We start from the raw sequence: 22,268 nt of genomic DNA, 5'->3' as shown, positions 1-22,268 counted from the left end.
CAGGTCCGACAGGGTGCGTCCGCCCAGGGCCGCGCACAGGGCCAGATCCGCCACGATCTTGCCCGGGTCGTGCACCGCCAGGGGCTTGCGCCAGGGCGCCAGGGCCCCCGACAGCGCGGTGTCCAGGCCCACGGCCCGGATCGTCCCGGTCAGCAGCCTCGCCCCGGCCGGCCCCACCGCCGGCACCTCCCCCGACTCCACACCCACAGCCGGGTACAACCCGGTACCATTCACCACGAGGGTGCCCCTCCCCTGGACATGCACGGACATCAGTAATCCGCATTATCCCAGGAGAAGGAGCACCCTCACCCCCACCCCCGGCACCCCACGACGAAAAACCGAGGTTAGCGGGAGGGGCGGGGGACCTGGCGCGGGCCTCTGGGCGCGTCTGAGGGGCATGCGGTCTCAGCGGGAGGGGCGGGGGATCTGGGCCTCCAGGCCGGTGATCGGCTCGCCGGGCGGAGTCGCGTCGACCGCCGCCGCGTTGGCGATGATCCGCTCCACCGCCCCCACCACGCGGCCCCCGGCGGCGTGCGGGGTGAGCAGCAGGTTCGGGGCGTCCCAGAGCGTGGAGTCGGCGGGCAGCGGCTCGGGGTCGGTGACGTCGAGCCCCGCCGCGCTGATGGCGCCCGAGCGCAGGGCCGCCTCCAGGGCCGCCTGGTCCACCGTCGCGCCGCGGCCCACATTGACCACGACGGCGCGGCGCGGCAGCAGCGCCAGGCGCTCGGCGCTCAGCGCCCCCGCCGTCCGCGGCGTGCTGGGCAGGACCATGACCAGCAGGTCGGTCCAGGGCAGGGCCGACTCGACGTCCTCGACCGCGATGACCTCGAAGCCGGCGCGCTGCCCGGCCGAGCGCGCGACCCCGCGCACGCTCGCCCCGAAGGCGGTCAGCAGCCGCGCCGTCGCGACCCCGATCGCGCCGAAGCCCCACACGAGCGCCCGCGCCTGGAACAGCGTCGTCAGGCGGTGCGGGTCGTGGATGGGGTGGGCGCCGCCCAGGGCCGCCTCCCACTCGTGGCGGTCGGCCGCGCGCACCGCCGTCGGCAGGCTTCGCACGCAGCCCAGCGCCAGGGCGGCGGCGTGCTCGGCCACGGTGCGGTCGTGGAAGTGGCGGCCCGAGGTGATCGCCACCGAGTCCGGGAAGCCGGCGGCCAGGACGTTGTCCGGCCCGGCGGCCAGCGTCTGGATCCAGCGCAGGCGGGTGAGGTAACCGGGCATGTCCGCCAGGACCGCGGCGCTCCCCGACCCGCCGCCGCCCCACAGGACCAGGCCCTCGGCGTCGCGGTGCTCGACCGGGACCGGCGCGGCCTCGTCGAACAGGACGACGTTGTGCCCGGCGTCGCGGATGGGGGAGGGGTCTATGCAGCTGGTGTCGGTCAGGAGGATCTTCATGGCTCCAGCCTCCCACGGCGCCCCGGCCCGGGGCGGGAGCCGCCGGATCGGAACATCCGCACCGTGGTCGCGGCGCGCGCCGGACCGGTCGCATCTGGAAGGATCGCGTCGTGAGTACACACACCCCCACATCCCGGAGAGCATTCTTCTCCCGCTTCCGCTTCCGCTCCCGCCTCGACGCCTTCTTCCATATCACCGAGCGCGGCTCGACCATCGCCCGCGAGGTCCGCGGCGGCGTCGTCACCTTCTTCACGATGGCCTACATCCTCGTGCTCAACCCGCTCATCCTGTCCAACAAGGACAAGGGCATGGCCCCGCTGGGCGCCCCCGAGCAGATCGCCGCCGGCACCGCCCTGATCGCCGGGGTCATGACCATCCTCATGGGCCTGGTCGCCAACTACCCCATGGCCCTGGCGGCGGGGCTGGGCATCAACGCGATGGTCGCCTGCACCCTGGTCGGCATGAACGGCATGACCTACGCCGACGCCATGGGGCTGATCGTCATCGAGGGCGTCATCATCCTCGTCCTGGTGCTCACCGGTTTCCGCGAGGCCGTCTTCAAGGCCGTCCCGTCCCATATCAAGACCGCGATCAGCGTGGGCATCGGCCTGTTCATCGCCCTCATCGGCCTGGTGGACGCCAAGGTGGTGCGAGCCGGCGGCACCCCGCTGGAGCTGGGGCTGGGCGGGTCGCTTCAGGGCTGGCCGGTCCTCGTGTTCCTCTTCGGCCTGTTCCTCATGATCATCCTGCACGTGCGGAAGGTGAGGGGCTCCATCCTCATCGGCATCGCGGCCTCCACCGTTCTGGCCGCGATCATCGAGGCCGTCGCCCACCTGGGAGCCTTCAACGACGATGAGAAGCACGGCCCGCTCAACCTCACGGGCTGGTCCCTGTCCGTCCCGTCCCTGTCCGGCTCCCCGGTCGAGATGCCGCACCCGACCACGCTCGGGCAATTCAGCCTCCTGGGCTCCCTGAACAAGGTCGGCGCGGTCAGCGTCGTCCTGCTCGTCTTCTCCCTGCTGCTGGCCGACTTCTTCGACACCATGGGCACCATGGTCGCCATCGGCGCCGAGGGCGACCTCCTCGACGAGAGCGGCAACCCGCCGCGCACCCGCGAGATCCTCGTCGTCGACTCCCTGGCCGCGATCGCCGGCGGCGCGGGCGGGGTGTCCTCCAACACCGCCTACGTCGAGTCCGCCGCGGGCGTGGGCGAAGGGGCGCGCACGGGCCTGGCCTCCGTGGTCACCGGCACGCTGTTCCTGGCCAGCATGTTCCTCGCGCCGGTCGTCTCGATGGTCCCCTACGAGGCCGCCACCCCGGCCCTGGTCGTCGTCGGCTTCCTCATGATGACCCAGGTGACGGACATCGACTGGAGGTCCCCGGAGGTCGCCCTGCCGGCCTTCATCACCATCATCATGATGCCCTTCTCCTACTCGATCACCAACGGCATCGGCGCGGGCTTCATCGCTCACCTGGTGGTTCAGCTGGGGTGCGGGCGGGCCAGGCGGATCCACCCGCTCATGTGGGTGGCCGGCGTCCTGTTCATCGTCTACTTCACGCTCACGCCCATCAGGGCGATCCTGGGCGTGTCCTGAGCGGTCCTCGTCGGCCGACGGCGGGGGCGGGGTTTCGCGGGGGCGCCGCGGGGCCCCCGCCCCCGCCGTCGGCCCGACCGACCGAGGAGTAGAATATCTCGGCCCACCCCGACCGCCGTCTCGCGGCGGAGCCGGCGAATCACCCGCACCCGTCACGAATCGAAGGCCCCTCCCGCCGTGTCCATCTTCGAGTCACTGAGGTTCCACAACTACCGGGTCTGGTTCTTCGCGGCCCTGATCGCGAACACCGGCTCCTGGATGCAGCGCGTGGCCCAGGACTGGCTCGTCCTGCGCGTCCTGACCGACGACTCCGCCTCCGCCACCGGCCTGACCACGGCGCTCCAGTTCCTGCCGGCGCTGCTCTTCTCCGTCCACGCCGGCCTCATCGCCGACCGCGTGGACCAGCGCCGCCTGCTCATCGTCACCCAGAGCTCGATGGGCCTGGTCTCGCTGGTGCTCGGGCTGGACGTCCTGGTCGGGGGCGCCCGGCTGTGGCACGTCTACCTCGCCGCCGTCGCCTCGGGGCTCGCCGTCGCCTACGACGCGCCCGCCCGTCAGATCTTCGTCGCCCGCATGGTCCCGGCGGACCGCCTGGCCAACGCCGTCGGCCTCAATTCCGCGTCCTTCAACGCGGCGCGCCTGCTCGGGCCCGCCGCCAGCGGCCTGGTCATCGCCTGGGTGGGCCCCGGGTGGGTCTTCCTCGTCAACGCCCTGACCTTCCTGTGCCCGGCGCTGGCCCTGATGATCATGAGGACGGGCGAGCTCTACGACGTCCCGCGCGCCGCCCGCGCCAGGGGACAGCTGCGCGAGGGCCTGACCTATGTGCGCCGCCGCGCGGACCTGCTCATCATTATCGTGGTCATCTCCGTGGTCTCCATGTTCACCCTCAATTTCCAGGTCACCATGGCCGCGATGGTCCGCAGCGCCTTCGACCTGGAGTCCGACGCCTACGGCACCGTCTCGTCGATCTTCGCGGTCGGCTCCCTGTCCGGCGCGCTGTGGGCGGCGCGGCGCAAGACCCCGCGCGTGCGCACCGTCATCATCGCCGCCCTCCTCCTGGGGATCTCCTCGCTGCTCATGGCCGCCGCCCCGAATTACCCGCTCTTCGCCCTGTCCTCGATCCCCGTGGGCCTGTGCGTGCTGACCCTGCTCACCAGCGCCAACCAGACCATTCAGCTCACCACCTCCCCGGCGGTGCGCGGGCGGGTCATGAGCATTTACATGATGTTCCTCCTGGGGACCACGCCCGTCGGCGCGCCGGTCATCGGCTGGGTCAGCGACCAGTGGGGTCCGCGCACGGGCATCGCCGCGGGCGGGGCGGCGGCCATCGTCAGCGCCCTGGCGGCCATGGCCTGGGTCCGCCGCCACCGGTGCGCGGATCTGGCCTACTCCTCCTCCCGGCCCTTCCTGTGCGCCGCCGGGTCCGACGGCGCCCAGAACCGTCCCGCCGTCGGGCCCGACGCCGCTCCGGTCCGCCCGGGCGCCGTCGGGCCCGACGCCGCTCCGTCCGGCGCGGCCCCGCCCGATGGCGACGCATTCGAGACGCCGTCCGCCGACCCCCGCTGAGCCGCCCCGATATCCTGGGAGGGGGTTCGGGAGTCCGCCCCGCCCCGCCGTCGGGCACCCTCCGGGTGCACCGCAACCGCTCCCAGGAGGCACCGGCATGAGCGAGCTCATCGACACCACGGAGATGTACCTCAAGGCCGTCTACGAACTGGAGGAGGACGGCGTTCCTCCGCTGCGCGCCCGCATCGTCGAGCGCCTCGGCCACTCGGGCCCGACGGTCTCCCAGACCGTGGCCCGCATGGAGCGCGACGGCCTCATCCACGTCGCCAAGGACCGCTCCCTCAAACTCACCGATGAGGGCCGACGACGGGCCACCGAGGTGATTCGCAAGCACCGCCTTGCGGAAAGACTGCTCATGGACGTCATCGGGCTGGACCGCCGCCTCGTCCACGACGAGGCCTGCCGGTGGGAGCACGTGATGAGCGAGCAGGTCGAGGACCGCCTGGACCTCATCCTGCGGGGCGTGACCGCCGACCCCTTCGGCAACCCGATCCCGCCGCGCAGCGCCGAGCACCCCCATCCCTCGGACGATGAGCGCAGCGCGGACCTCGCCGCCCACGAGGGCTGCACCGAGGCCGTCATCACCCGGATCGGCGAGCCGATCCAGGCCGACGCCGCCCTCCTCGCCTCGCTGGAGGACGCCCGGATCGTCGCGGGCGCTCGAATCCGCCTGCGTCGGACGGGCGGCGGCGTGCGGATCGTGACCGGCGCCGAGGAGCCGGTCGTTCTGCCCGACGACGTCGCCCGCCACCTCTTCCTGGCTCGCTGAGGGTCCCGGCCTCCGGATCGGGCCCCGGCCTCCGGGTTCCCGGTGCGCTGAAGGTCCTGGTCTCCGCCCCGGCGGCGCGCAGTACCCTATCCTCCTACATGCGCTCAGACCCCACCCCCATCCCTACATGTCTCGCCCCGCGACCGGCCCCCCTGCCGGCTCGCGGGGCGAGACGCGTCCGGATGCGCGGCGGGGTCGCGGCGGGGGCGGGGCGATCGAAGTCACCCGGCGGGATGGTCGCGCGGTGTAGCACGGCTCGTATAGCGTTGGCGTTAACGTTCGGCTTCATCGGACGTGAAGCGGTGGGCGGAGCCCAAGTCCGTCGGCGTTCGCCGCTTCCATTAAGACACCGACCGACGGGCCCGGGGGAACCACTTTTCCGGTCCCGGCCACGGCCAGGGCCTCCGGGGTGAAGCCCGCATTACGCGGGCCGGGCGACTCCCGCCCGAACCCGACAGCTAACTCCGTCGGCTCTTCAGGAGAATCCCGTGACTTCACGCAACCTGGCGCGCCACCGCAAGGCGGCCCGACCGCTGACCCCACTGAGCGACGCCGCCCCGGCCCTGCGCCGCGGCCTCGTCGTCGCCGCCTCCTCCGGTCTGGCCCTGACCATGATCACCTCCGCCGCCAACGCGGCCGGTGGGAACACTCAGAGCCTTGAGCGCTCCGCGGGCGCTCTGGGCATCGGTCCCGCCACCGCCAAGGCCGAGGCCCTCATCACTCAGAACACCCCGATCGAGGTGGACGCCGACGTCGTCGCGGACGCGGACACCCCGGCCACCTCCGAGGTCGCCACCGAGGCGCCCGGCCCCTCCGAGGAGGAGCTCGCCGCTCAGGCCGCTGCTGAGCAGGCCGCTGAGCAGGCGGCTGCTGAGCAGGCCCAGGCGGAGCAGGCCGCCGCTGAGCAGGCGGCTGCCGAGCAGGCCGCTGAGCAGGCCCAGGCGGAGCAGGCCGCTGCCGAGCAGGCGGCTGCCGAGCAGGCCCAGGCGGAACAGGCGGCTGCCGAGCAGGCCGCCGCCGAGCAGGCCCAGGCGGAGCAGGCCGCCGCCGAGCAGGCCCAGGCCGCCCCCGCCGTTTCCACGGAGGACGAGGCCGCTGAGTCCACCGCCGTCCCGGCTTCGAGCGCCGTCCCGCAGGGGGTCGGCTCCGACGCCGTGGCCATCGGCTCGAACTACCTCGGCACCCCCTATGCGTGGGGCGGCGGGGCCCCGGGCGGCTTCGACTGCTCCGGCTTCGTCTCCTACGTCTACGCCCAGATGGGCATCTCGCTGCCGCACCAGTCGGGCGACATCCTCAACAGCGGGACCGTCATCTCGGCCTCCGAGGCGCGTCCCGGCGATATCCTGTGGTGGCCCGGTCACGTCGGCATCTACGCCGGCGACGGCCAGGTCCTGCACTCGACCCCCGGGCCCGGTGTGAGCATCACCAACATCTGGGGCAGCCCCACCTACCTGCGAGTCGGCTGACTCGGCTGACCGAGCCGTCGGTCCAGAGGATTGGAACCGTCTCCTCCCGATGGAGGAGGTGGTTCCTCCTATTAACCGATTGACAAGGCGTGATGGGCGTCACTTCGGTGTGTGTTATTTGATTGTGACGGCATGCCTTGCTATCGGGTACTGTTCATCTTGTCGCGAGGACAGGCCTCGCGGTGCCCCGAGCCGGTGCTCAGTCCCGCCGTCCGGTTCTGGGGAGTTCCCATCATGAGCGGCGGGAACGGGGGAACCAACCACGACTTCGATCACGGAGTCTCTGGGGTGAAGCCCGCATCGCGCGGGCCGGGCTTCTCCAGCCCGAACCCGACAGCTCACCCCGTCGGCAGCACTAGGAGACGCACACCCAATGACCACCCGCAGTTCGGCACGTCACCGCAAGGCGACTCGTCCACTCACCCCGATCTCTCACATCGCTCCCGCCACCCGTCGCGGTCTGGTGGTCGCAGCCTCTTCCGGCCTGGCCCTGACCATGATCGCCTCTGGCGCCAATGCCGCCAGCTCCACCGAGGTCGCCGCCTCCGCAGGTTCTCTTCAGCAGACCGCGGGCCTGGGCGCCCTCACGGCCGACGCCCGCGAGGCGGTCACCGTCAACGACGCGATCGTGACCGGTGACGTCGTCGCTCCCGCCGACCTCACCGACGTCTCAGGCGTCACCGTCGAGGCCCCGCCCGCCGAGGAGCCTCCCGCCCCCGCCCCTGCCGTGGCCGACGACTCCAACGCCACCACGGCCGACTCCGGCGCGACCACCGCCGCGGCCAGCTCCGACTCCGGCACGGAGGCCCAGGCCTCCAACGCCTCCACCCCCGCCGCGCCGCCCTCGACCGCGGGCGGCGTCGTCGGCATCGCCATGCAGTACGTCGGCTCCCCCTACGTGTACGGGGCCAGCGGCCCGAGTGCCTTCGACTGCTCCGGCTTCGTCCAGTACGTCTATGCCCAGATGGGCATCTCCCTGCCGCGCACCTCCGGCGCCCAGGCGGCGGCGGGCACCATGGTGTCGGCCGCCGAGGCCCAGCCCGGCGACATCGTCTACTTCGGCGGCCACGTGGGCATCTACGCGGGCGACGGCAAGATGATCGACGCCGGCAACGAGTCCACCGGCGTCGTCTACCGCGACATCTACGAGACCCCGATCGGCTTCGTGCGAGTCGCCTGATCCCCCTCATCCCTCTTCCCACCGACGTCCCTCGCCCCGCCCCTGCCGACCAGGCGGCGGGGCGCCGTCGTTCCGCCGCCGGGGACGGGCTTTAGTGGCGGGACGGGGCGGCCGGTTCCGGGCCGACGACGGCGCAACGGATCGGGACACGGGCGTTCACCGGGCGCGAGTGGTTTGAAGCACACCGCCCTCCGGGGTCAGAATGGGACATGTCGGACTCCCGATGCCCGCAGAAAGGGGCAGAATCCATGGCGGAAGACAAAGTAGTCCTTGTTGGGGCGGACGGTTCACCGGAGTCCCTCGGCGCGGTGGACTGGGCCGTCGCCCGCGCGGCCCGCAGCGGCTGGCGCGTCCACATCCTGTGCGCCTACTCCCTCCCCTCCTTCACCACCGCCTCGCTCGACGGCGGATACGCCGCGCTCGACGACACCGCGATCCGCTCGGGCGCGCAGGCCGTCGTCGACGAGGCCGTCACGCGCGCCCAGGGCAAGGGCGTGACCGTGACCAGTTCGCTCGAGACCGGGGACCCCGCCGGGGTGCTGGTCGACCTGTCCGACGAGGCCACCCTCGCCGTCGTGGGCACCAGGGGCGGGGGAGGCTTCGCCGACCGGCTGCTGGGCACCGTCTCCTCCGCGCTGCCCGCCCACGCGCACTGCCCGACGGTCGTCGTCCCCCGTCACGTCGAGGGCGCCGAGTACACGCCCGTGGGGCGCATCGTCGTCGGCGTCGACGGTTCGGACTCGGCGCGCAAGGCCCTGCGCTGGGCGGTCAGGGAGGCCGAGGTCTGGGGGGCTGAGCTGACCGCCATCGCCGCCGTCCCCATGGCTTCGGGCGCCGGGGCGCTGGCCTGGCTGCCGGCCGCGGTCGACCGCGAGCAGGTGCTGACCGACGTGCGCAGCGGGCTGGACCGCGCCGTCGCGGCCGCCGTCGAGGGCCACTCCGGCGTCACCGTGCGCCGTCACGCCCTGGACGGCAACGCCGCCCAGCTCATGAGCGAGTTCTCCACCGCCGTCGACCTCGTCGTCGTCGGCTCCCGGGGGCGGGGGGGATTCTCCGGCCTGCTGCTGGGCTCCACCAGCCAGGGCGTCCTGTCCCACGCCGCCTGCCCGGTCATGGTGGTGCCGGCCCGCAGCCGCGACGAGGCCTCGTCGTCGGAGCGCAACAGCGGCACCCCGTGGGCCCGGGCCTGACCCCGCGGGGCCGGGCCCGAGGTCGCGTCGGCGCGCTCGGCCGCCCCCGGTTCGAGCGGCCCGCGCTCTCCTGGTAGGGTTGCGCCTCGCAGGCCCTCGTAGCTCAGGGGATAGAGCACCGCTCTCCTAAAGCGGGTGTCGCGCGTTCGAATCGCGCCGGGGGCACGCACCGCGCGTCGCGCGGTCCCGCGCCGCGCGCCCGGTGCGGGACCGCGGGGCGCGCCGGGGGCGACGGGGCCGCGCGGCGGCCCGCGCCACAGGTTCCTGATCGCCCTTCGTTCGGGGCGTCGGCGCAGTGTGCCGTCTCATCGCCGTTATGTTGGGGATATGACGCCTCCATTCTTCTCATTCGGCCGCCGCCGCCGCAGAAGCGCCTCGCCTGCCGACGAGCCGAAGGACGTCAGCCCCGTCTCCTCGGCCCCCGAGCCGGAAGAGGACGACGAGCCCGGGTCCGCGCCCGCGCCCGCCGCCGACGCGGCGCCCGGGTTCGACGGCCCTCCCCCCTCCGAGCGCCGCGAGGCCCTCGTCGAGGAGGCCCTGAGCGCCTGGCGGGAACAGCTCATCGAGCTCGGCGGCACGGCGAGCCTGGACGACATCACCCAGCTCGACGGCGTCGTCGACCTCACCTCCGCCCACCCCTCCGGGCTCGCCCAGCTCTACGCCGGCCGCCCCACCCACCTGTCCAGTCTCGTGCGCGAGCGCGGCGCCCTGGGCGTCGCCCGCCAGTGCCTGCGCAAGGTCGCCGGACGCACCGACCAGCTGGCCCGCCAGTTCGGCGTCGCCCCCGTCTACCTCGCCATCGGGGTCGCCTCCTGGGTGGAGGTCGTCCCCGCCTCGCCGGACTCGGAGTCGCAGGAGGCGGAGGAGGCCGGTCCCGTCGCCATTGAGCCCGCCCCGGACGCCCTCGGCGGCGCCCCCGCCCCGCGCAGTGGCGTGAGAGCGGGATCGGGCCCGGACTCCCTCAGATCGGCCGCCTTCCAGGCCGACGACGTCACCGTCCCCGTGCCCCAGGTCCCCGGCGACGGACCGGAGCCCCGGAGGCGGACGCGGACCGTCAGGGCCCCGGTCCTCCTGCGCCCGGTCCGCCTGTCCTCCTCCAGCGCCGACGCCACCCTCGCCCTCGACCCCTCGATCGAGGTCAACCCCGTCCTCACCCGCGCCCTGCGCCAGGCCGGCTCCCGCGCGGACATCGAGGCGGTGGCCCACGCCGCCCTGGGCGCGGAGGGGTTCACCCCGCGCACCGCCCTGAACCGCATCGGCAGCCTCGGCCGCGAGTACCTGTCCGGCTTCCTGGTCCGCGAGAACCTCGTCGTCGGCGCCTTCGTCCACCCCGGCCAGGCGCTGATCGAGGACTTCGACGCCACCATGGAGCGCGCCCGCGCCTCCGCCCTCGTCGCGGCGCTGGCCGGGGACCCCGACGCCCGCGCCGCCCTCGACGTCCCCCTGCCCGCGCCCGACCCGGAGGACCGCGCCCCCGAGCGCGAGCGCGGCGCCGGCGACCTCGACGTCGGCCAGCTCGACGCAGTCGAGGCCGTGAGCTCCGGCGCCTCCATCCTGCTGGACGCCCCGCCCGGATCCGACGTCGCCGCCACCCTGGCGGCCGTCGTCGCCGACGCCGCCGCCTCCGGGCGCACCGTGCTGCACGTGCCCGCCTCCAGCGCCGACGGCCACGCCGTCGCCGAGGCGCTGCGCGACATGGGTCTGGGCGGCCTCGTCCTCGACCTCACCGAGGACCCGGCCTGGCGCCGCCACGCGGCCGAGGAGATCAAGGAGGGCCTGGGCGCCCGGCCGCCCGAGCTCGACGTGCCCGCCATCGTGGATCTGCGCGAGCGGCTGCGCTCCGTGCGCGAGCGGCTGACCGGCAGCATCAACGCCCTGCACCTGCGCCGCGAGCCCTGGGGCGTGTCCGCCTACGAGGCGCTCCAGCACCTGGCCGAGCTGACGACGGGGCGCCAGCGCATCCGCACCACCGCCCGGGTCGCCCCCGGGTGCCTGGAGCGCCTGGACGGGGCCGGCATGGCCCGCGCCCGCCGCCTGCTCCACCGCGCCCACGACCTGGGCGTCATGGAGCCGCAGACCTCCACCTCCGCGTGGAACGGCATCGACGTCGCGGACATCGACGAGGCCACGGACGCCCTGACCCAGCTCAGCCGCCTGGCGGACGACCTCCTGCCCGCGGTGCGCGACTACAGCGTCGACATCGCCGACGCCACGGGCATGTCGCGGGCCACGACCCTGAGCCAGTGGTGCGAGCAGCTGGAGGTGCTCGACGGCGTGCGCGAGTCCCTCGACGTCTTCATCCCCGAGGTCTTCGAGCGCTCCGCCGCCGACATGGTGATCGCCACGGCCTCGCGCCAGTGGCGCGAGGAGCACGCCGTGGAGATGTCCGGGGCGGAGCGGCGCCGCTTCCTCAAGCAGGCCAAGGACCTGGTGCGTCCGGGGCGCCCGGTCGAGGACCTGCACGCCGAGCTGGTCAAGGTCCAGCAGCGGCGCGAGGCCTGGCGCACCCACGACCCGGACGGGGGCTGGCCGCGCCTGCCGCAGGGCCTGGACACCATGCAGGCCACGGCGGTCCAGGCCCGCGACGCCGTCGAGGACCTGGAGCCGATCCTGGGCGCCGGCTCCGGCGCCCCCGAGCTCATGGACCTGCCGCTGGAGGACCTCCTGGCGCGCGTGCGCGCCCTGGCCGAGGACGACGCCACCGCCCAGAAGATGCCCGAGCTCAACCGGGTCGTGGCGGACCTCGACGAGCTGGGCCTGACGGCCTTCGTGGCGGACCTGGCCGATCGCCGCGTCCCCGACGACGACCTGGACACCGAGCTGGCCTACTGCTGGTGGTCCTCCCTCCTGGCCCAGGTGCTGCGCGAGGACCCGGAGCTGGCCGACCTCCACGCCGGCATCCTGGGGGAGAGGGCGGACGCGCTGCGCGAACTCGACTCCGCCCAGGCCGACTCGCTGTCCGGGCCGGTGTCCCAGGCCTACGCGCGGCGCGTGCGCGCGGCGGTCGAGGCGGACAAGGCCTCCGCCCGCGCCCTGTACGTGGCCCTGTCCCGCGAGGACGGGGTGCCCCTGCGGGAGATCGTCGCCGCCCACCCGGTGGCCTTCATCGCCCGACCCGTGTGGATCGTTCCGCCGACCCTCGTCCCGCAGGTCCTGACCCCCGACGCCGTCATCGACCTCGCCGTGCTCGACGCCAGCGCCCACATGCCGGTGCCGCAGGCCCTGCCGGCCTTCGTGCGGGCCGAGCAGGTGCTGGTGGTCGGCGACCCGCGCCGGGCGACGACGGGGCTCGCCTCCGAGCTGGGGCCGCTGCTGCCCTCGGTCACCCTGCCGACCACCCGCAACACGCTCGACGCCCGCATCGCCGCCTTCCTGGCGGCCAACGGCTACGAGGGCGTCGTCGAGGCCATCCCCGCCCCGCCCCGCGACTCGCGCCTGACCCTCACCCTCGTTGAGGGCCGCGGCATGCCGGCCCCGGGACGGGCGGCGGTGGAGTCGGTGCCCGCGGAGGTCGAACGGGTGGTCAACCTCGTCACCGACCACGCGCTGATCCACCCCGAGCTCTCCCTGGGCGTCGTCGCCCTCAATGCCCGTCATGCGGAGGAGATCCGCTCGGCGGCCTCCGCGGCGGCGGCCGGCTCCCCGGCCCTGGAGAAGTTCTTCGCCGCCGGCATCGCCGAGCCCTTCGTGGTGGTGGACCTGGACGGGGCGCGCTCGTTGCGGCGCGACCACGTCATCCTGTCGGTCGGCTACGCCAAGACCCCGCACGGGCGCACCATCCACACCTTCGACTCGGTCGCCGGCACCGGCGGCATGGTGGGTCTGGTGGAGGCGCTGTGCGCCTCGCGGGACTCGACGGAGGTCGTCTCCTGCCTGGCCGCCGAGGACCTGGATCCCGAGCGCCTGCACTCCCCCGGGGCGCGCCTGCTGCGCGAGATCCTCGTGCGCGCGGCCGGGCGCGCCGAGGAGATCCCGCAGGACGGCGATCGGGCGCCCGACCGCCTTCTGATCGACCTGGCCGAGCACCTGTGGCGCAAGGGCCTGACGGTCATCCCCCTCTACGGGGTCGAGGGCGGGGTCCGCATCCCGCTGGCGATCGGGCACCCGGACTACCCGGGCGAGCTCTTCGTGGCCGTCCTGACCGACGACGCCGACTACATGGCCGAGCCCAGCCTGCGCCGTCGCGACCGGCACTGGATCGAGCGGCTCCAGCAGCGCGGCTGGCGGGTTCACACCGCCTACTCCGTCGCCGTCTTCGTCGACCCGGAGGCGGAGGCCACCGCCATCGAGGAGCAGGTCCTGAGCGTCATGATCGCCCGCGAGGCGGCCGCGCAGAAGGAGGCCGAGCCGGAGCCGGCCCCGCCGCCGGTTCCCGCGGTGGCCGAGCCGGACCCGGAGGAGAGCGGCTCCGTTCCGGCTGTGGAGCGGCTCAGTCCGCCCGCGCGCGGGCCGCGGCCGCCGATCGCGCCGGCCCAGCCCCTGCAGGCCTACTCCGACGACCAGCTCGACGAGCTCGTGACCTGGATCCGCTCCGACGGCGTGGAGCGCGAGGAGGCCGAGGAGGTCGAGGAGCTGCGGATGTCGTTGGCGCTGATCCGGCGCGGCTCGGGCATCGATGCGGTCCTGACCAATGCGGTGCGCCGGAACCGATGAGCGGGGCGGAACCGGTGGACGGGACTGGGGAGTTGGAACCGATGAGCGGGGCCGGCGGTCCCAAGGGCACGGGCCCGATCTCGTGCTGCGCGTCGGAGCCGGTGAGCGGGGCCCCGCCCCGGCGCCGCCGCCGGGTGGTGGCGCTGTCGGCGGCCGATCGGGAGCGGGTGGCGCGCGGAGAACTGCCGGAGGCGGCGGCGGAGGAGGCGCGGCGTCGGCGTGTCGACGCCCTGACCGACGCCCGCTCGCGCCCGGACGGCGACGCGCGCGCCAATGACTCGCGGCTGCTGCGCGACGTGCCCCCGCACTGGTGAGGCTCTGGCGCGCGCTCGCCGTCGACGTCGTCCCGTGCCCCCGCGCTGGCGAGGCTCTGGCGGCGTCGGCGGCGCGGACTGTTCGCGCCGGGCTTCCCCGCGGCCGCGGCGCCCCGGGGGCCGGGTCGACCTGCAGGTGTGCAATGGTCCATTGCGGCCGTGGCGCCCCCCCCGGGGGAGTCGTTTTAGCGATGTCACCTGGGCTCGCATTGCGCCAGGCGGGCTCGCACGGATCGAGCGCAGGTGGATTTCGTCGCTCCGGGCTCGCATTGTGCGAGCTGAGGCGGATTGCGTCGCGCTGACCTGGCATTACGCAAGCCGGGCCCGGTCCGCACTGGTCCCGACCCGCGCCAGCCCGGTCCGGGAATCGGCTGGAAGACGGTTCGGGGTCAACGCGGACCCGGACCCGGTCCCCGTCCCATTCCGCCTCGGCCGGGTCCACGAGATCGTCGGGTAACCCGCGAGCACGTCACTTAACCCACGAGAACGTACCTCTAGCAGACGTGCTCGCGGGTTAGGTGACGTGCTCGCGGGTCGGGCGACGCTCTCGCGCCCCGGGCGGCGCCCCCGGCGCGGCGGGATCCGGCATGGGGGTGGGGCCGCTGGCGGTGTGCTGGGAGAATCGGCTCCTCCTCAGGGCCGGGGACGCGCACTGTCACCGAGCTCCAGCGCATCCCGGACAGCGGCTCCTCCTCAGGGCCGGGGACGCGCAGACGGACGGCGCGGTCGACACGGCCGTGGGAGACCGCATCCGCCCCCGCCGGCGCCGGCACGCCGACCCCCGACCTTGTACCGCCGTCCAGAAGGACTCAATGCGGTGGCGATGCGACGGGGTCGCCGTCGAGAGCATCCGAACGGGCGGCCGATCTGCGGGCGGCGATGATGCGACGGCGCCCGCCGACCGCGGTGGCCGGCGGGCACCATGAAGGGGAGAATGGCGGTGATGCCGGGGTCGGGGACCCCGGGGACTGCGGCACCGCCTGTCGCGCCCTCTCGCCCTCTGCGCTCAGCGCTGCTTCTGCGCGGCGAGCAGGTCGCGGATCTCGGTGAGGAGCTCGACGTCGGTGGGCTCGGCGGGGGCCTCGGACTCGGACTTCTTCATGCGCTCCTTGAACTTGTTCATGGGCAGGACGATGCAGAAGTAGACCGCCGCGGCGATGAGCAGGAAGTTGATGACCTGAGTGAGGATCGCGCCGGGGTAGATGTAGTCGGCGTCGCCCTGCGGGTTGCTCAGGAGCGAGAACTTGCCCACGGAGTCGAAGTTCGGGGAGCCGATGACCTGGCCGATGATGCCCATGATCGTCTCGGTGACCTTGTCGACGATCGGCTTGAAGGCGTTGCCGATAATGACGGCGACGGCGAGATCGATGACATTGCCCTGGGAGATGAACTTCTTGAAGCCCTTGAGCATGGGGGACCTTTCGTTGTGCGTGAGGGCGCAGGAGCGCCCCTCTACGTCGCTGGAGGGGACCGCGCGGCCCGCGGTGGCCGGCCGCTGCGGCGCTACGGGCTCAGGATGATGCCAAGTGATCCTCGAGCAGCCGCTGCGACAATTAGGGTAGCCTGCTCCGCCGGAACGGCCAAGGTTATAAGTGTGACCTTTGTCCCCGATGTCCAACTATTGTCGGTCTCCTCGGTCTGTTTCAGGAGCACCCGGGCGCCCGAGCCCACTACCGCGTCACCGCCCGCGATCGGATCTCCGACGCCGCCCGCGGGCGGTGCGACGAGGTCCACCCGAGCCCCGGGAACGGCGAGTTCGGCGCCCACGTCCACGGGCACCTGCACGACCCTTTCGGTGGGGGACAGATCGGCGGTTAGCGCTGCGCTCGTCATGGACGTGGTGAGCACAGTGCCGGTCTCGAGGGCGATGGTCGCGCGTGCGCCCACGACCTCGTCCCCGGCGAGCCCCTCCTCGGGAGCGGCCCCGGCCGGCACGGTGCGCCGCTCCAGGTCCGCCTCGGTCAGGACCGTCCCGGCGCTCACGGGCCGGGCCGCCACGAGGACCTCGACGCCGGAGTCCGGCGCGGGTCGCAGGACGCTGAGGGCGACGAGGACGGCGGCCCCGACGGCCAGCCCGACGATGAGGTGGCGCCAGCGCCACAGGAGCAGCGAGGGCCGGGTTCGGGCGGCGGGGGAGCGAGTGGCGGGGGTTCGGGCGGCGGGGCGCGTCATGCCCCTCACTGTCCCGCGGTCGGGCCGCGAGCGCATTCACGGCCTGCCGGGGCTGTGGACGACCCCCGCGCCATCGGGTCCTGTGGAGCCCGGGCGGCGTTGTGTGCGCTGGGAAGCGCTCCCGGAGCGCCCGGCCCGTGTTCGCGGCGGCCCGTCCCGGTCAGGGCGGCCAGGGCGATGCCGCCGGCGGTCCGGCCCGCGTGACGCGGCCGACCGCTTCAGCGCTCCGAGGCGAAGGCCGAACCCTCCAGGAGGAACCACTCCTCGGGGGTGATGACGGCGTCGACCGGCTCGTCGTGGGCCTCGGTGGGCAGCGGGCCCGCCACCAGCTCGTCGTCGTGAACCATGGCGAAGACGCGCACGCCGTCGGCCCGCAGCGGCAGGAGGCGGTCGTACCAGCCCCCGCCCTGCCCGAGGCGCCGCCCGCCGCGATCGACGGCGAGCGCGGGGATGAGGAGCGCGTCGACCCGCTCGACCTCCTCCGGCGGCAGGACCCGGCCGCTGGGCTCCGGGGGACGCCCGGGGGCCCGCTCGGCCAGGTCCGCCGCCCCCCGGTAGTAGGCCCAGCTGCGCGACAGGTGCGGGCCGAGGACCGGCAGGAGCACGCGGACCCCGCGCTCGGTGAGGCGCTCCAGCAGCAGCCGGGTGCAGGGCTCGTGGCCCACGGACACGTAGGCGGCGACGCGGTCCATCCCCTTCACCGCCTCCAGCGCGTGCGTGGTCAGCGACTCGCAAACCGCGTCGTGACCGCGGGCGGGATGCCGATGACGCTTGCGCCGATGCTGACGCAGCACCTGCCTCAGCCGTTCCTTCGCATCGTCGATGTCGAGCCGCCCCGTGTCGGGAAGCTCGTGCGCCTGGGTACTCATGGGCGTATCCTCTCAGGCCCGTAAGGCCTGCGGAGGCTCCCGGGGCGGGTAGATCGCACCGGCCCCGTCCGCACCGGCCGCGTCGCCGCGTCCCGTCGGGGCGCGCCGGGTAGCCTGGGCGCGAACAGACCGGGACGGCGAGTGCCGGTCGAGACCCGGAGGGCACCCATGAGATCCGTCGCCGAGCACCTGGCCGCCTGCCTCGACATCGCCCAGGCCGCCGCGCCCCTCGACGTCGTCCTGCTCGACGCCGTCGGCTGCGTCCTGGCCGAGGACGTCGTCGCCCAGCTGGACCTGCCCGCCGTCGACATGGCCGGCCTGGACGGCTACGCCGTGGCCGTGGACGACCTCGCGGGCGTCTTCCCCGGCCGCCCCGTGCGCCTCGACGTCGTCGACGACGTGCGGGCCGGGGACGTGCGCCCCATCCACCTGGTCCGGGGCTCCGCCGTCATCATCGACTCCGGGGCCCCCATGCCCCAGGGCGCGGACGCCGTCGTGCCCTGGACCGCCACGGACCGCGGCACCTCCCGGGTCGAGGTGCGCGCGCGCGTGGAGAGCGGGGCGAATGTGCGCCGCCGCGGGGAGGACGTGACCGCGGGCACCACCGTGCTGCCGAAGGGGTCGCGCATCTCCGCCAGGCAGATCGCCCTCCTGGCCGGGCTCGGCCGCCACCGCGTCAATGTCCACCCGGCCCCCCGCGTCGTCATCATCTCCATCGGCAATGAGCTGGTCGAGCCCGGCCGGCCGCGCGAGACCGGGCAGGTCTTCGACGCCAACGGGCACGCCCTGGCCTGCGCCGTGACCGACGCCGGCGGACGCGCCTTCCGCGTGGCCGCCGTGCCCGACGAGCTGGGCGCCCTGAGGGAGACCATCGAGGACCAGCTCGTGCGCGCCGACGTCCTCATCACCACCGGCGGCCTGTCGGTGGGGCAGGGCGACACGGTCAAGGACGTCCTGGCGCCGCTGGGCTCGGTCCGCTTCGACGCCGTGGCCATGTCGCCCGGCCGCCAGCTCGGGGTGGGCACCGTGGAGGGCACGCCGATCTTCTGCCTGCCCGGCGACCCGGTCAGCGCCCAGATCGCCTTCGAGACCTTCGTGCGCCCGGTGCTGCGCCAGATCGCGGGCTGGTCCGCGCTGCACCGCTCCTCCCTGCCCGCCACCGTCTCGGCGGGCTGGCGCTCCCCGGCCGGCAAGCGCGAGTTCGTGCCGGTGCACCTGACCGGCTCCCCCACGAGGGGCTACCGGGCCTCGCCCGTGGCGGCGCCCGGGACCACCCCGCTGCTCGGTCTGGCGCGGGCCAACGCCATCGCCGTCGTCCCCGAGGACACGCGCACGGTCGTGGCCGGGGACAGGCTCCACTGCCTGCTGCTGGATGCCTGAGACGGTGGCGGGCCGGTGGTGGAGGCGCCTGGGGCGGCTGGTGGCCGCGCCGCGCCGCTTCGCCTGGCCGACGACGCTGACCGAGGAGTCCCTGACCGGGCGGGGGCTCGCCCGCGGGGTGCGCACGGTGGCGCTGCGTCCGCTGCGGTGCTCGGACGAGATCGCCTGGAGGCGCCTGCGGCTGGCCGACGACGCCCGGCTGCGCCCGTGGGAGGCGACCATCCCGCCGGGGACGGGCGAGGAGCTGCACCGCTTCCGCCAGTACGTGAGGCTCCAGAGCCGGCAGGCGCGCCGCGGCGAGGCCATGCCCTTCGTCATCGAGGCCGACGGCGATTTCGCGGGGCAGCTGACGGTGGCGCCGATTCACTGGGGGTCGTTGAGCGCGGCGAGCCTGGGCTATTGGATAGGTTCTCCGTGGGAGGGCCGGGGCGTGGTGACGCTCTCGGCGGCCATGGTCCTGGACCACCTGCTGGGCCCGGAGGTGGGGCTGCACCGGGTGGAGATCGACGTGCGGCCGGAGAATGCGCGCAGCCTGGCGGTGTGCCGTCGTCTGGGGCTGCACGAGGAGGGGCTGCGGCGCGGGCTCATGCATATAGACGGCGCCTGGGCCGATCATCTGAGTTTCGCGGTCCTGGCCGAGGACGTCGCCGGGCAGCCGGGTTTCGTGGCGCGACTGGCCGAGCGCGGGGCCGAAAGATGGGCGTGGAGCCGAGGGTCGGACGCCGTCGGCTCCGCCCTGTGGCGTTTGAGGCGATCGTGACGAAACATGCATGAGTGACGCGGGTGCCGTGCCGGCAGCCTGAATGAAGACCGGGAAGGGCACCCGCGCTCGGCGTTGCTCGCGTGCACGATGCTCGCCTGCGCATACCGTAGCTGCGTGGGAATCGAGATCGGGGCGCTCATTGCGCTCGTAGCGGTTCTCGCCGCGTACCTTCTTCCGCTCCTGGTCGGGCGTCGTGAGGCGATGGAACTGTCCCGGACCCAGGACCGCTACTCCTCCGAGCTGCGGGTTCTGGCCACGGGATTGAGTTCCGACGCCGCCGACGAGGCCTGTAAACGCAGCGGGCACGCGAGGATCTTTCGACGACGACCGGAGGTCAGGGCGATGAACAGGCCCGCTGTGAGAAACGTGCGAGCCCTGCGCACCGAGCGGGAGCTCGCCCGTGCACGCCACGTCCACCGGGAGGCCCGCGAACGTCGTCGTGTCGCCGCGTCCCGCCGGGCGACCCTGGCCAGCGCCCTGCTGGGGGTCCTGCTGGGGACCGTGGCGGCGTCGATCTTCACCGCGCTGCCGTGGTGGCTCTCCCTGGTCCCGGGCGCCCTGCTCGCCGGCTCCATGGCCGCCGGGCGCAGGGCCGCCAGGGCCGCCATGATGGCCGATCGGCGCGAGAGCCGTCGGGTCGCCGAACTCGAGACCGAGCTCATGCGGCTGACCGGGGGGATCGGCGTCGCGGAGGCGCAGGACGAGGACGGGACCGGATCGCGCACCGGGGCCGAGTCGCGGGAGGAGCCCGGGCGCCAGAAGGAGCAGCGGGCCGAGGCCCATCGGCCCGCGGAGAGCGGGGCGCGGACCGGGGGACGCGCCGAGGCGCGCGCCGGGGCGCGGACCGAGGACCGACGCACTGCGGAGAGCGCGGGACGGAGGGCGTCCCGGCCCGCCGAGGCCGGGCTCCGGGCGGAGACCCGCCGCTCCGCGCAGGGGGCTCGGGCCGAGTCCGGGTCGCGGGCGGGAGCCGAGGCGCGGGCGGGGTCCGAGGCGCGGGCGGAGGCGTCCCGGCCCGTCGAGCGCGAGGAGTCGACGGCGCGACCCGGGACCGACAGGACCATCGGGGTCGCGGCGCGGGCGCAGTCCGGCGCCCGCGCCCAGGACGGGGCGACCGGGACGCCCGACCGCGATGGCGCCCGCGACGCCGAACGGGCGGAGGACGCCGTGGACGACGCCGTTCGGACGGTGGTGCGCAATGTCGTCGCCTCGCGCCGGGGCTCGACGGAGGCCGTCTCGGTGACCCCGCCGCAGGGCTGGCACCCCGTGCAGGTCCCCGCGCCCACTTACACCCTGGTCGCCTCGGCGCCCAAGCGCGCCATCGAGGAGCTCGACGACGAGACGGGGCCCTCGGCGCCGGTTCCGGCGCGGCCCACCTCGGCGCGCCCCTCGGTGCCCGCCGAGGTGGGGGAGACCCTGCGGCCGCCCATCGACCTCGACGCCGTCCTCCAGCGCCGGCGCGCGGCCGGGGCGTGAGCGGACCCGCCGACGGCCGGCCGCGCCCCAGGGTGTCGGAGCATCAGGCCGTCCTCCCTGCGTGGCTCGAGTCACGGGTGACGGAGTTGCGGGTCCGGCGACCCGCGGTTACGATCATCGCGCACTCGGGGCTATGGCGCAGTTGGTAGCGCGTCTCGTTCGCAATGAGAAGGTCGGGGGTTCGAATCCCCCTAGCTCCACCGGCAAGCGGCCACCGCCACGAGGCGGTGGCCGCTTTTCGTCGGCAGTGCGCGGCGCGGTCGGGTTCGGGCCGGATCCGACCGCGGCGGATGCGGCCTCCTCGTGGTCGCCGCAACCATCCTTCCCGTGCCGCCCGCCGCGTTGGCGCGCGTTGAGGACGACGCCGTCGTCCGCCTGATCCTCGCCTGCACCTCCCGCTGACGAGGTCGCCGCTCCCGCCGCGAACTCCGTGACGCGGACCCGTCCTCACTCGGACGCCGGCGGTGGTCACGGCGGTCCGGTTTGTTGGGCGGCCCGTCTGCTGCGCGTTTCGTGCCGCACATCACGATAGACGGAGTTGACGGAGCGGTCGGGGCAGTGGTTAGCATTCCTCCCGCTGTCGCGATGGGTTACGGCCCTGGCGACGGCGGACCGGGAGGGACTTGCGATGATCGCGCAGGGGGTCTTCCAAAGGTTGAGCGATGCGGGTCACAGGCCCGAGAACTTGACCGGAGAGGATCTGTCTGCTTATCCTGATCCGGTCGCCTTGAGGGGCGGATGGGGACTGAGGTCCTTCTCGAAACCTCATGGGTGTGTTGTTTGAGATCTCGATAGTGTGTCATGTTTTGTGTTCGTGGTTTTGGCGGGGGGTTGGGGTTTCTCTCTTTTTTGGGGGGTTGTTCTGGCTTGTCCGTCGTGTTTTCTCGGGCTTCTGGGGTTTTCTGTGTTTCTCGTTGTTCTGCTCCTGTTGTTGGGGTGGGTGGCGGGTTGCGGGGGGTTCCGGGGTTCGGGGTTTGGCGCGCCCGGGTGTCTTGCTTCCTTCTTGTTGGGGGGCGGGTCTGGGGTGCGCCTGCGCGCGCCTGAGTGTCTTGCTTCCTTGCTTGTTGGGGGGCGGGCGGGGGGTGCGCGTGTTGCCCGGTTCCCGTGGTGGGGGTCGGGTTGTGCCCGGTTTCTTCTGCTGCTTGTTGTGGTGGGGGTTTTCGGGTGTTGTTTTTTTCCGTCCGGTGCTTCTCGTGTCTTCTGGTTCTGCGGTGCTTGGTCCTTTGTTGGGTTGTGGTTTCCGCGGGGTTGGGGGGTTGTGGGGGGTGTCGGGTTGGGTTGGGGTTGTTTTTTCTCCGGCTTCTGTTGTACTGGCCCGGGCTTGTTTCCGGTTTCCTTCGTGGGGGCTGGTTTGGGTTTGGGTTGGGTTTTGTTTGGAGAGTTTGATCCTGGCTCAGGACGAACGCTGGCGGCGTGCTTAACACATGCAAGTCGAACGGGCCCGCCCCTGTTTTTGGGGGTGGGTTGAGTGGCGAACGGGTGA

General features: G+C 73.4%; 15 protein-coding genes, 2 tRNA genes, 1 rRNA gene, 1 pseudogene and 2 riboswitches. Of the genes and pseudogenes, 14 read left to right on the top strand and 5 right to left on the bottom strand.

What is annotated here, in order from left to right; translation table 11 throughout:
* Nucleotides 1-270 (bottom strand): annotated as a pseudogene (locus G446_RS21480) (IS1380 family transposase); the annotation flags it as partial.
* Between the two features lie 135 nt (nucleotides 271-405).
* Nucleotides 406-1,392: an NAD(P)-dependent oxidoreductase gene (locus tag G446_RS0103255; protein WP_026409063.1), complete on the bottom strand. Its 987-nt coding sequence runs from the start codon at nucleotides 1,390-1,392 to the stop codon at nucleotides 406-408.
* 110 nt (nucleotides 1,393-1,502) lie between these two features.
* On the opposite strand from G446_RS0103255, the gene G446_RS0103250 reads away from it, so the two are divergent.
* The 9 genes from G446_RS0103250 to G446_RS20845 all read left to right on the top strand — a co-directional run bounded on the left by G446_RS0103250 (nucleotide 1,503) and on the right by G446_RS20845 (nucleotide 14,125).
* Nucleotides 1,503-2,987: an NCS2 family permease gene (locus tag G446_RS0103250; RefSeq protein WP_026409062.1), complete on the top strand. Its 1,485-nt coding sequence runs from the start codon at nucleotides 1,503-1,505 to the stop codon at nucleotides 2,985-2,987.
* Between the two features lie 177 nt (nucleotides 2,988-3,164).
* Nucleotides 3,165-4,553, top strand: coding sequence for an MFS transporter (locus G446_RS15640; RefSeq protein ID WP_211228229.1), 1,389 nt, complete (start codon nucleotides 3,165-3,167; stop codon nucleotides 4,551-4,553).
* Nucleotides 4,554-4,650: 97 nt separating this feature from the next.
* Nucleotides 4,651-5,322 carry a metal-dependent transcriptional regulator gene (locus G446_RS0103240; protein WP_026409061.1) on the top strand — a complete coding sequence of 224 codons (672 nt, stop codon included), beginning with the start codon at nucleotides 4,651-4,653 and terminating at the stop codon, nucleotides 5,320-5,322.
* 341 nt (nucleotides 5,323-5,663) lie between these two features.
* Nucleotides 5,664-5,809, top strand: a riboswitch (cyclic di-AMP (ydaO/yuaA leader).
* Between the two features lies 1 nt (nucleotide 5,810).
* On the top strand, nucleotides 5,811-6,788 hold the full coding sequence (locus G446_RS19755; protein ID WP_026409060.1) for a C40 family peptidase: 978 nt from the start codon (nucleotides 5,811-5,813) through the stop codon (nucleotides 6,786-6,788).
* Between the two features lie 216 nt (nucleotides 6,789-7,004).
* Nucleotides 7,005-7,155, top strand: a riboswitch (cyclic di-AMP (ydaO/yuaA leader).
* A 6-nt stretch (nucleotides 7,156-7,161) separates the two neighbouring features.
* Entirely contained in the window at nucleotides 7,162-7,968 is an 807-nt protein-coding gene (locus G446_RS0103230) for a C40 family peptidase (RefSeq protein WP_026409059.1), read from the top strand.
* A gap of 248 nt (nucleotides 7,969-8,216) precedes the next feature.
* Complete coding sequence (locus G446_RS0103225; protein ID WP_026409058.1) at nucleotides 8,217-9,158, top strand: universal stress protein; 942 nt, start codon at nucleotides 8,217-8,219, stop codon at nucleotides 9,156-9,158.
* Between the two features lie 92 nt (nucleotides 9,159-9,250).
* Nucleotides 9,251-9,323, top strand: a tRNA-Arg gene (locus G446_RS0103220).
* A gap of 162 nt (nucleotides 9,324-9,485) precedes the next feature.
* Nucleotides 9,486-13,811 (top strand): DNA helicase, encoded by a 4,326-nt coding sequence (locus G446_RS0103215; protein ID WP_026409057.1) that lies wholly within the window; start codon nucleotides 9,486-9,488, stop codon nucleotides 13,809-13,811.
* Between the two features lie 41 nt (nucleotides 13,812-13,852).
* Nucleotides 13,853-14,125: a hypothetical protein gene (locus tag G446_RS20845; protein ID WP_245574567.1), complete on the top strand. Its 273-nt coding sequence runs from the start codon at nucleotides 13,853-13,855 to the stop codon at nucleotides 14,123-14,125.
* A 1,006-nt stretch (nucleotides 14,126-15,131) separates the two neighbouring features.
* Here the strand turns inward: G446_RS20845 and mscL are convergent.
* The 3 genes from mscL to G446_RS0103195 all read right to left on the bottom strand — a co-directional run bounded on the left by mscL (nucleotide 15,132) and on the right by G446_RS0103195 (nucleotide 17,166).
* Nucleotides 15,132-15,536, bottom strand: a complete 405-nt coding sequence (gene mscL / locus G446_RS0103205) for a large conductance mechanosensitive channel protein MscL (RefSeq protein ID WP_026409055.1) — start codon at nucleotides 15,534-15,536, stop codon at nucleotides 15,132-15,134.
* A 92-nt stretch (nucleotides 15,537-15,628) separates the two neighbouring features.
* On the bottom strand, nucleotides 15,629-16,297 hold the full coding sequence (locus tag G446_RS0103200; protein WP_051285608.1) for an SAF domain-containing protein: 669 nt from the start codon (nucleotides 16,295-16,297) through the stop codon (nucleotides 15,629-15,631).
* Nucleotides 16,298-16,515: 218 nt separating this feature from the next.
* Nucleotides 16,516-17,166 (bottom strand): 5-formyltetrahydrofolate cyclo-ligase, encoded by a 651-nt coding sequence (locus tag G446_RS0103195; protein WP_026409053.1) that lies wholly within the window; start codon nucleotides 17,164-17,166, stop codon nucleotides 16,516-16,518.
* Nucleotides 17,167-17,334: 168 nt separating this feature from the next.
* On the opposite strand from G446_RS0103195, the gene G446_RS0103190 reads away from it, so the two are divergent.
* The 5 genes from G446_RS0103190 to G446_RS0103165 all read left to right on the top strand — a co-directional run.
* A complete protein-coding gene (locus G446_RS0103190; protein WP_026409052.1) occupies nucleotides 17,335-18,546 on the top strand; it encodes a molybdopterin molybdotransferase MoeA in 1,212 nt (403 codons plus the stop codon).
* On the top strand, nucleotides 18,539-19,306 hold the full coding sequence (locus G446_RS15635) for a GNAT family N-acetyltransferase (RefSeq protein WP_084778932.1): 768 nt from the start codon (nucleotides 18,539-18,541) through the stop codon (nucleotides 19,304-19,306). Before G446_RS0103190 ends, G446_RS15635 begins: the two co-directional genes overlap by 8 nt.
* Before the next feature lie 117 nt (nucleotides 19,307-19,423).
* Nucleotides 19,424-20,785: a hypothetical protein gene (locus tag G446_RS0103180; RefSeq protein WP_026409051.1), complete on the top strand. Its 1,362-nt coding sequence runs from the start codon at nucleotides 19,424-19,426 to the stop codon at nucleotides 20,783-20,785.
* Between the two features lie 127 nt (nucleotides 20,786-20,912).
* Nucleotides 20,913-20,985 (top strand) — tRNA-Ala (locus G446_RS0103175).
* A gap of 1,170 nt (nucleotides 20,986-22,155) precedes the next feature.
* A 16S ribosomal RNA gene (locus G446_RS0103165) occupies nucleotides 22,156-22,268 on the top strand; the annotation flags it as partial.

This window comes from Actinomyces dentalis DSM 19115 (genome assembly GCF_000429225.1).
In the GTDB taxonomy this organism is placed as follows: domain Bacteria; phylum Actinomycetota; class Actinomycetes; order Actinomycetales; family Actinomycetaceae; genus Actinomyces; species Actinomyces dentalis.
Note: the sequence above shows the minus strand (reverse complement) of the source record. Positions and strands in the feature narration are given on the sequence as shown.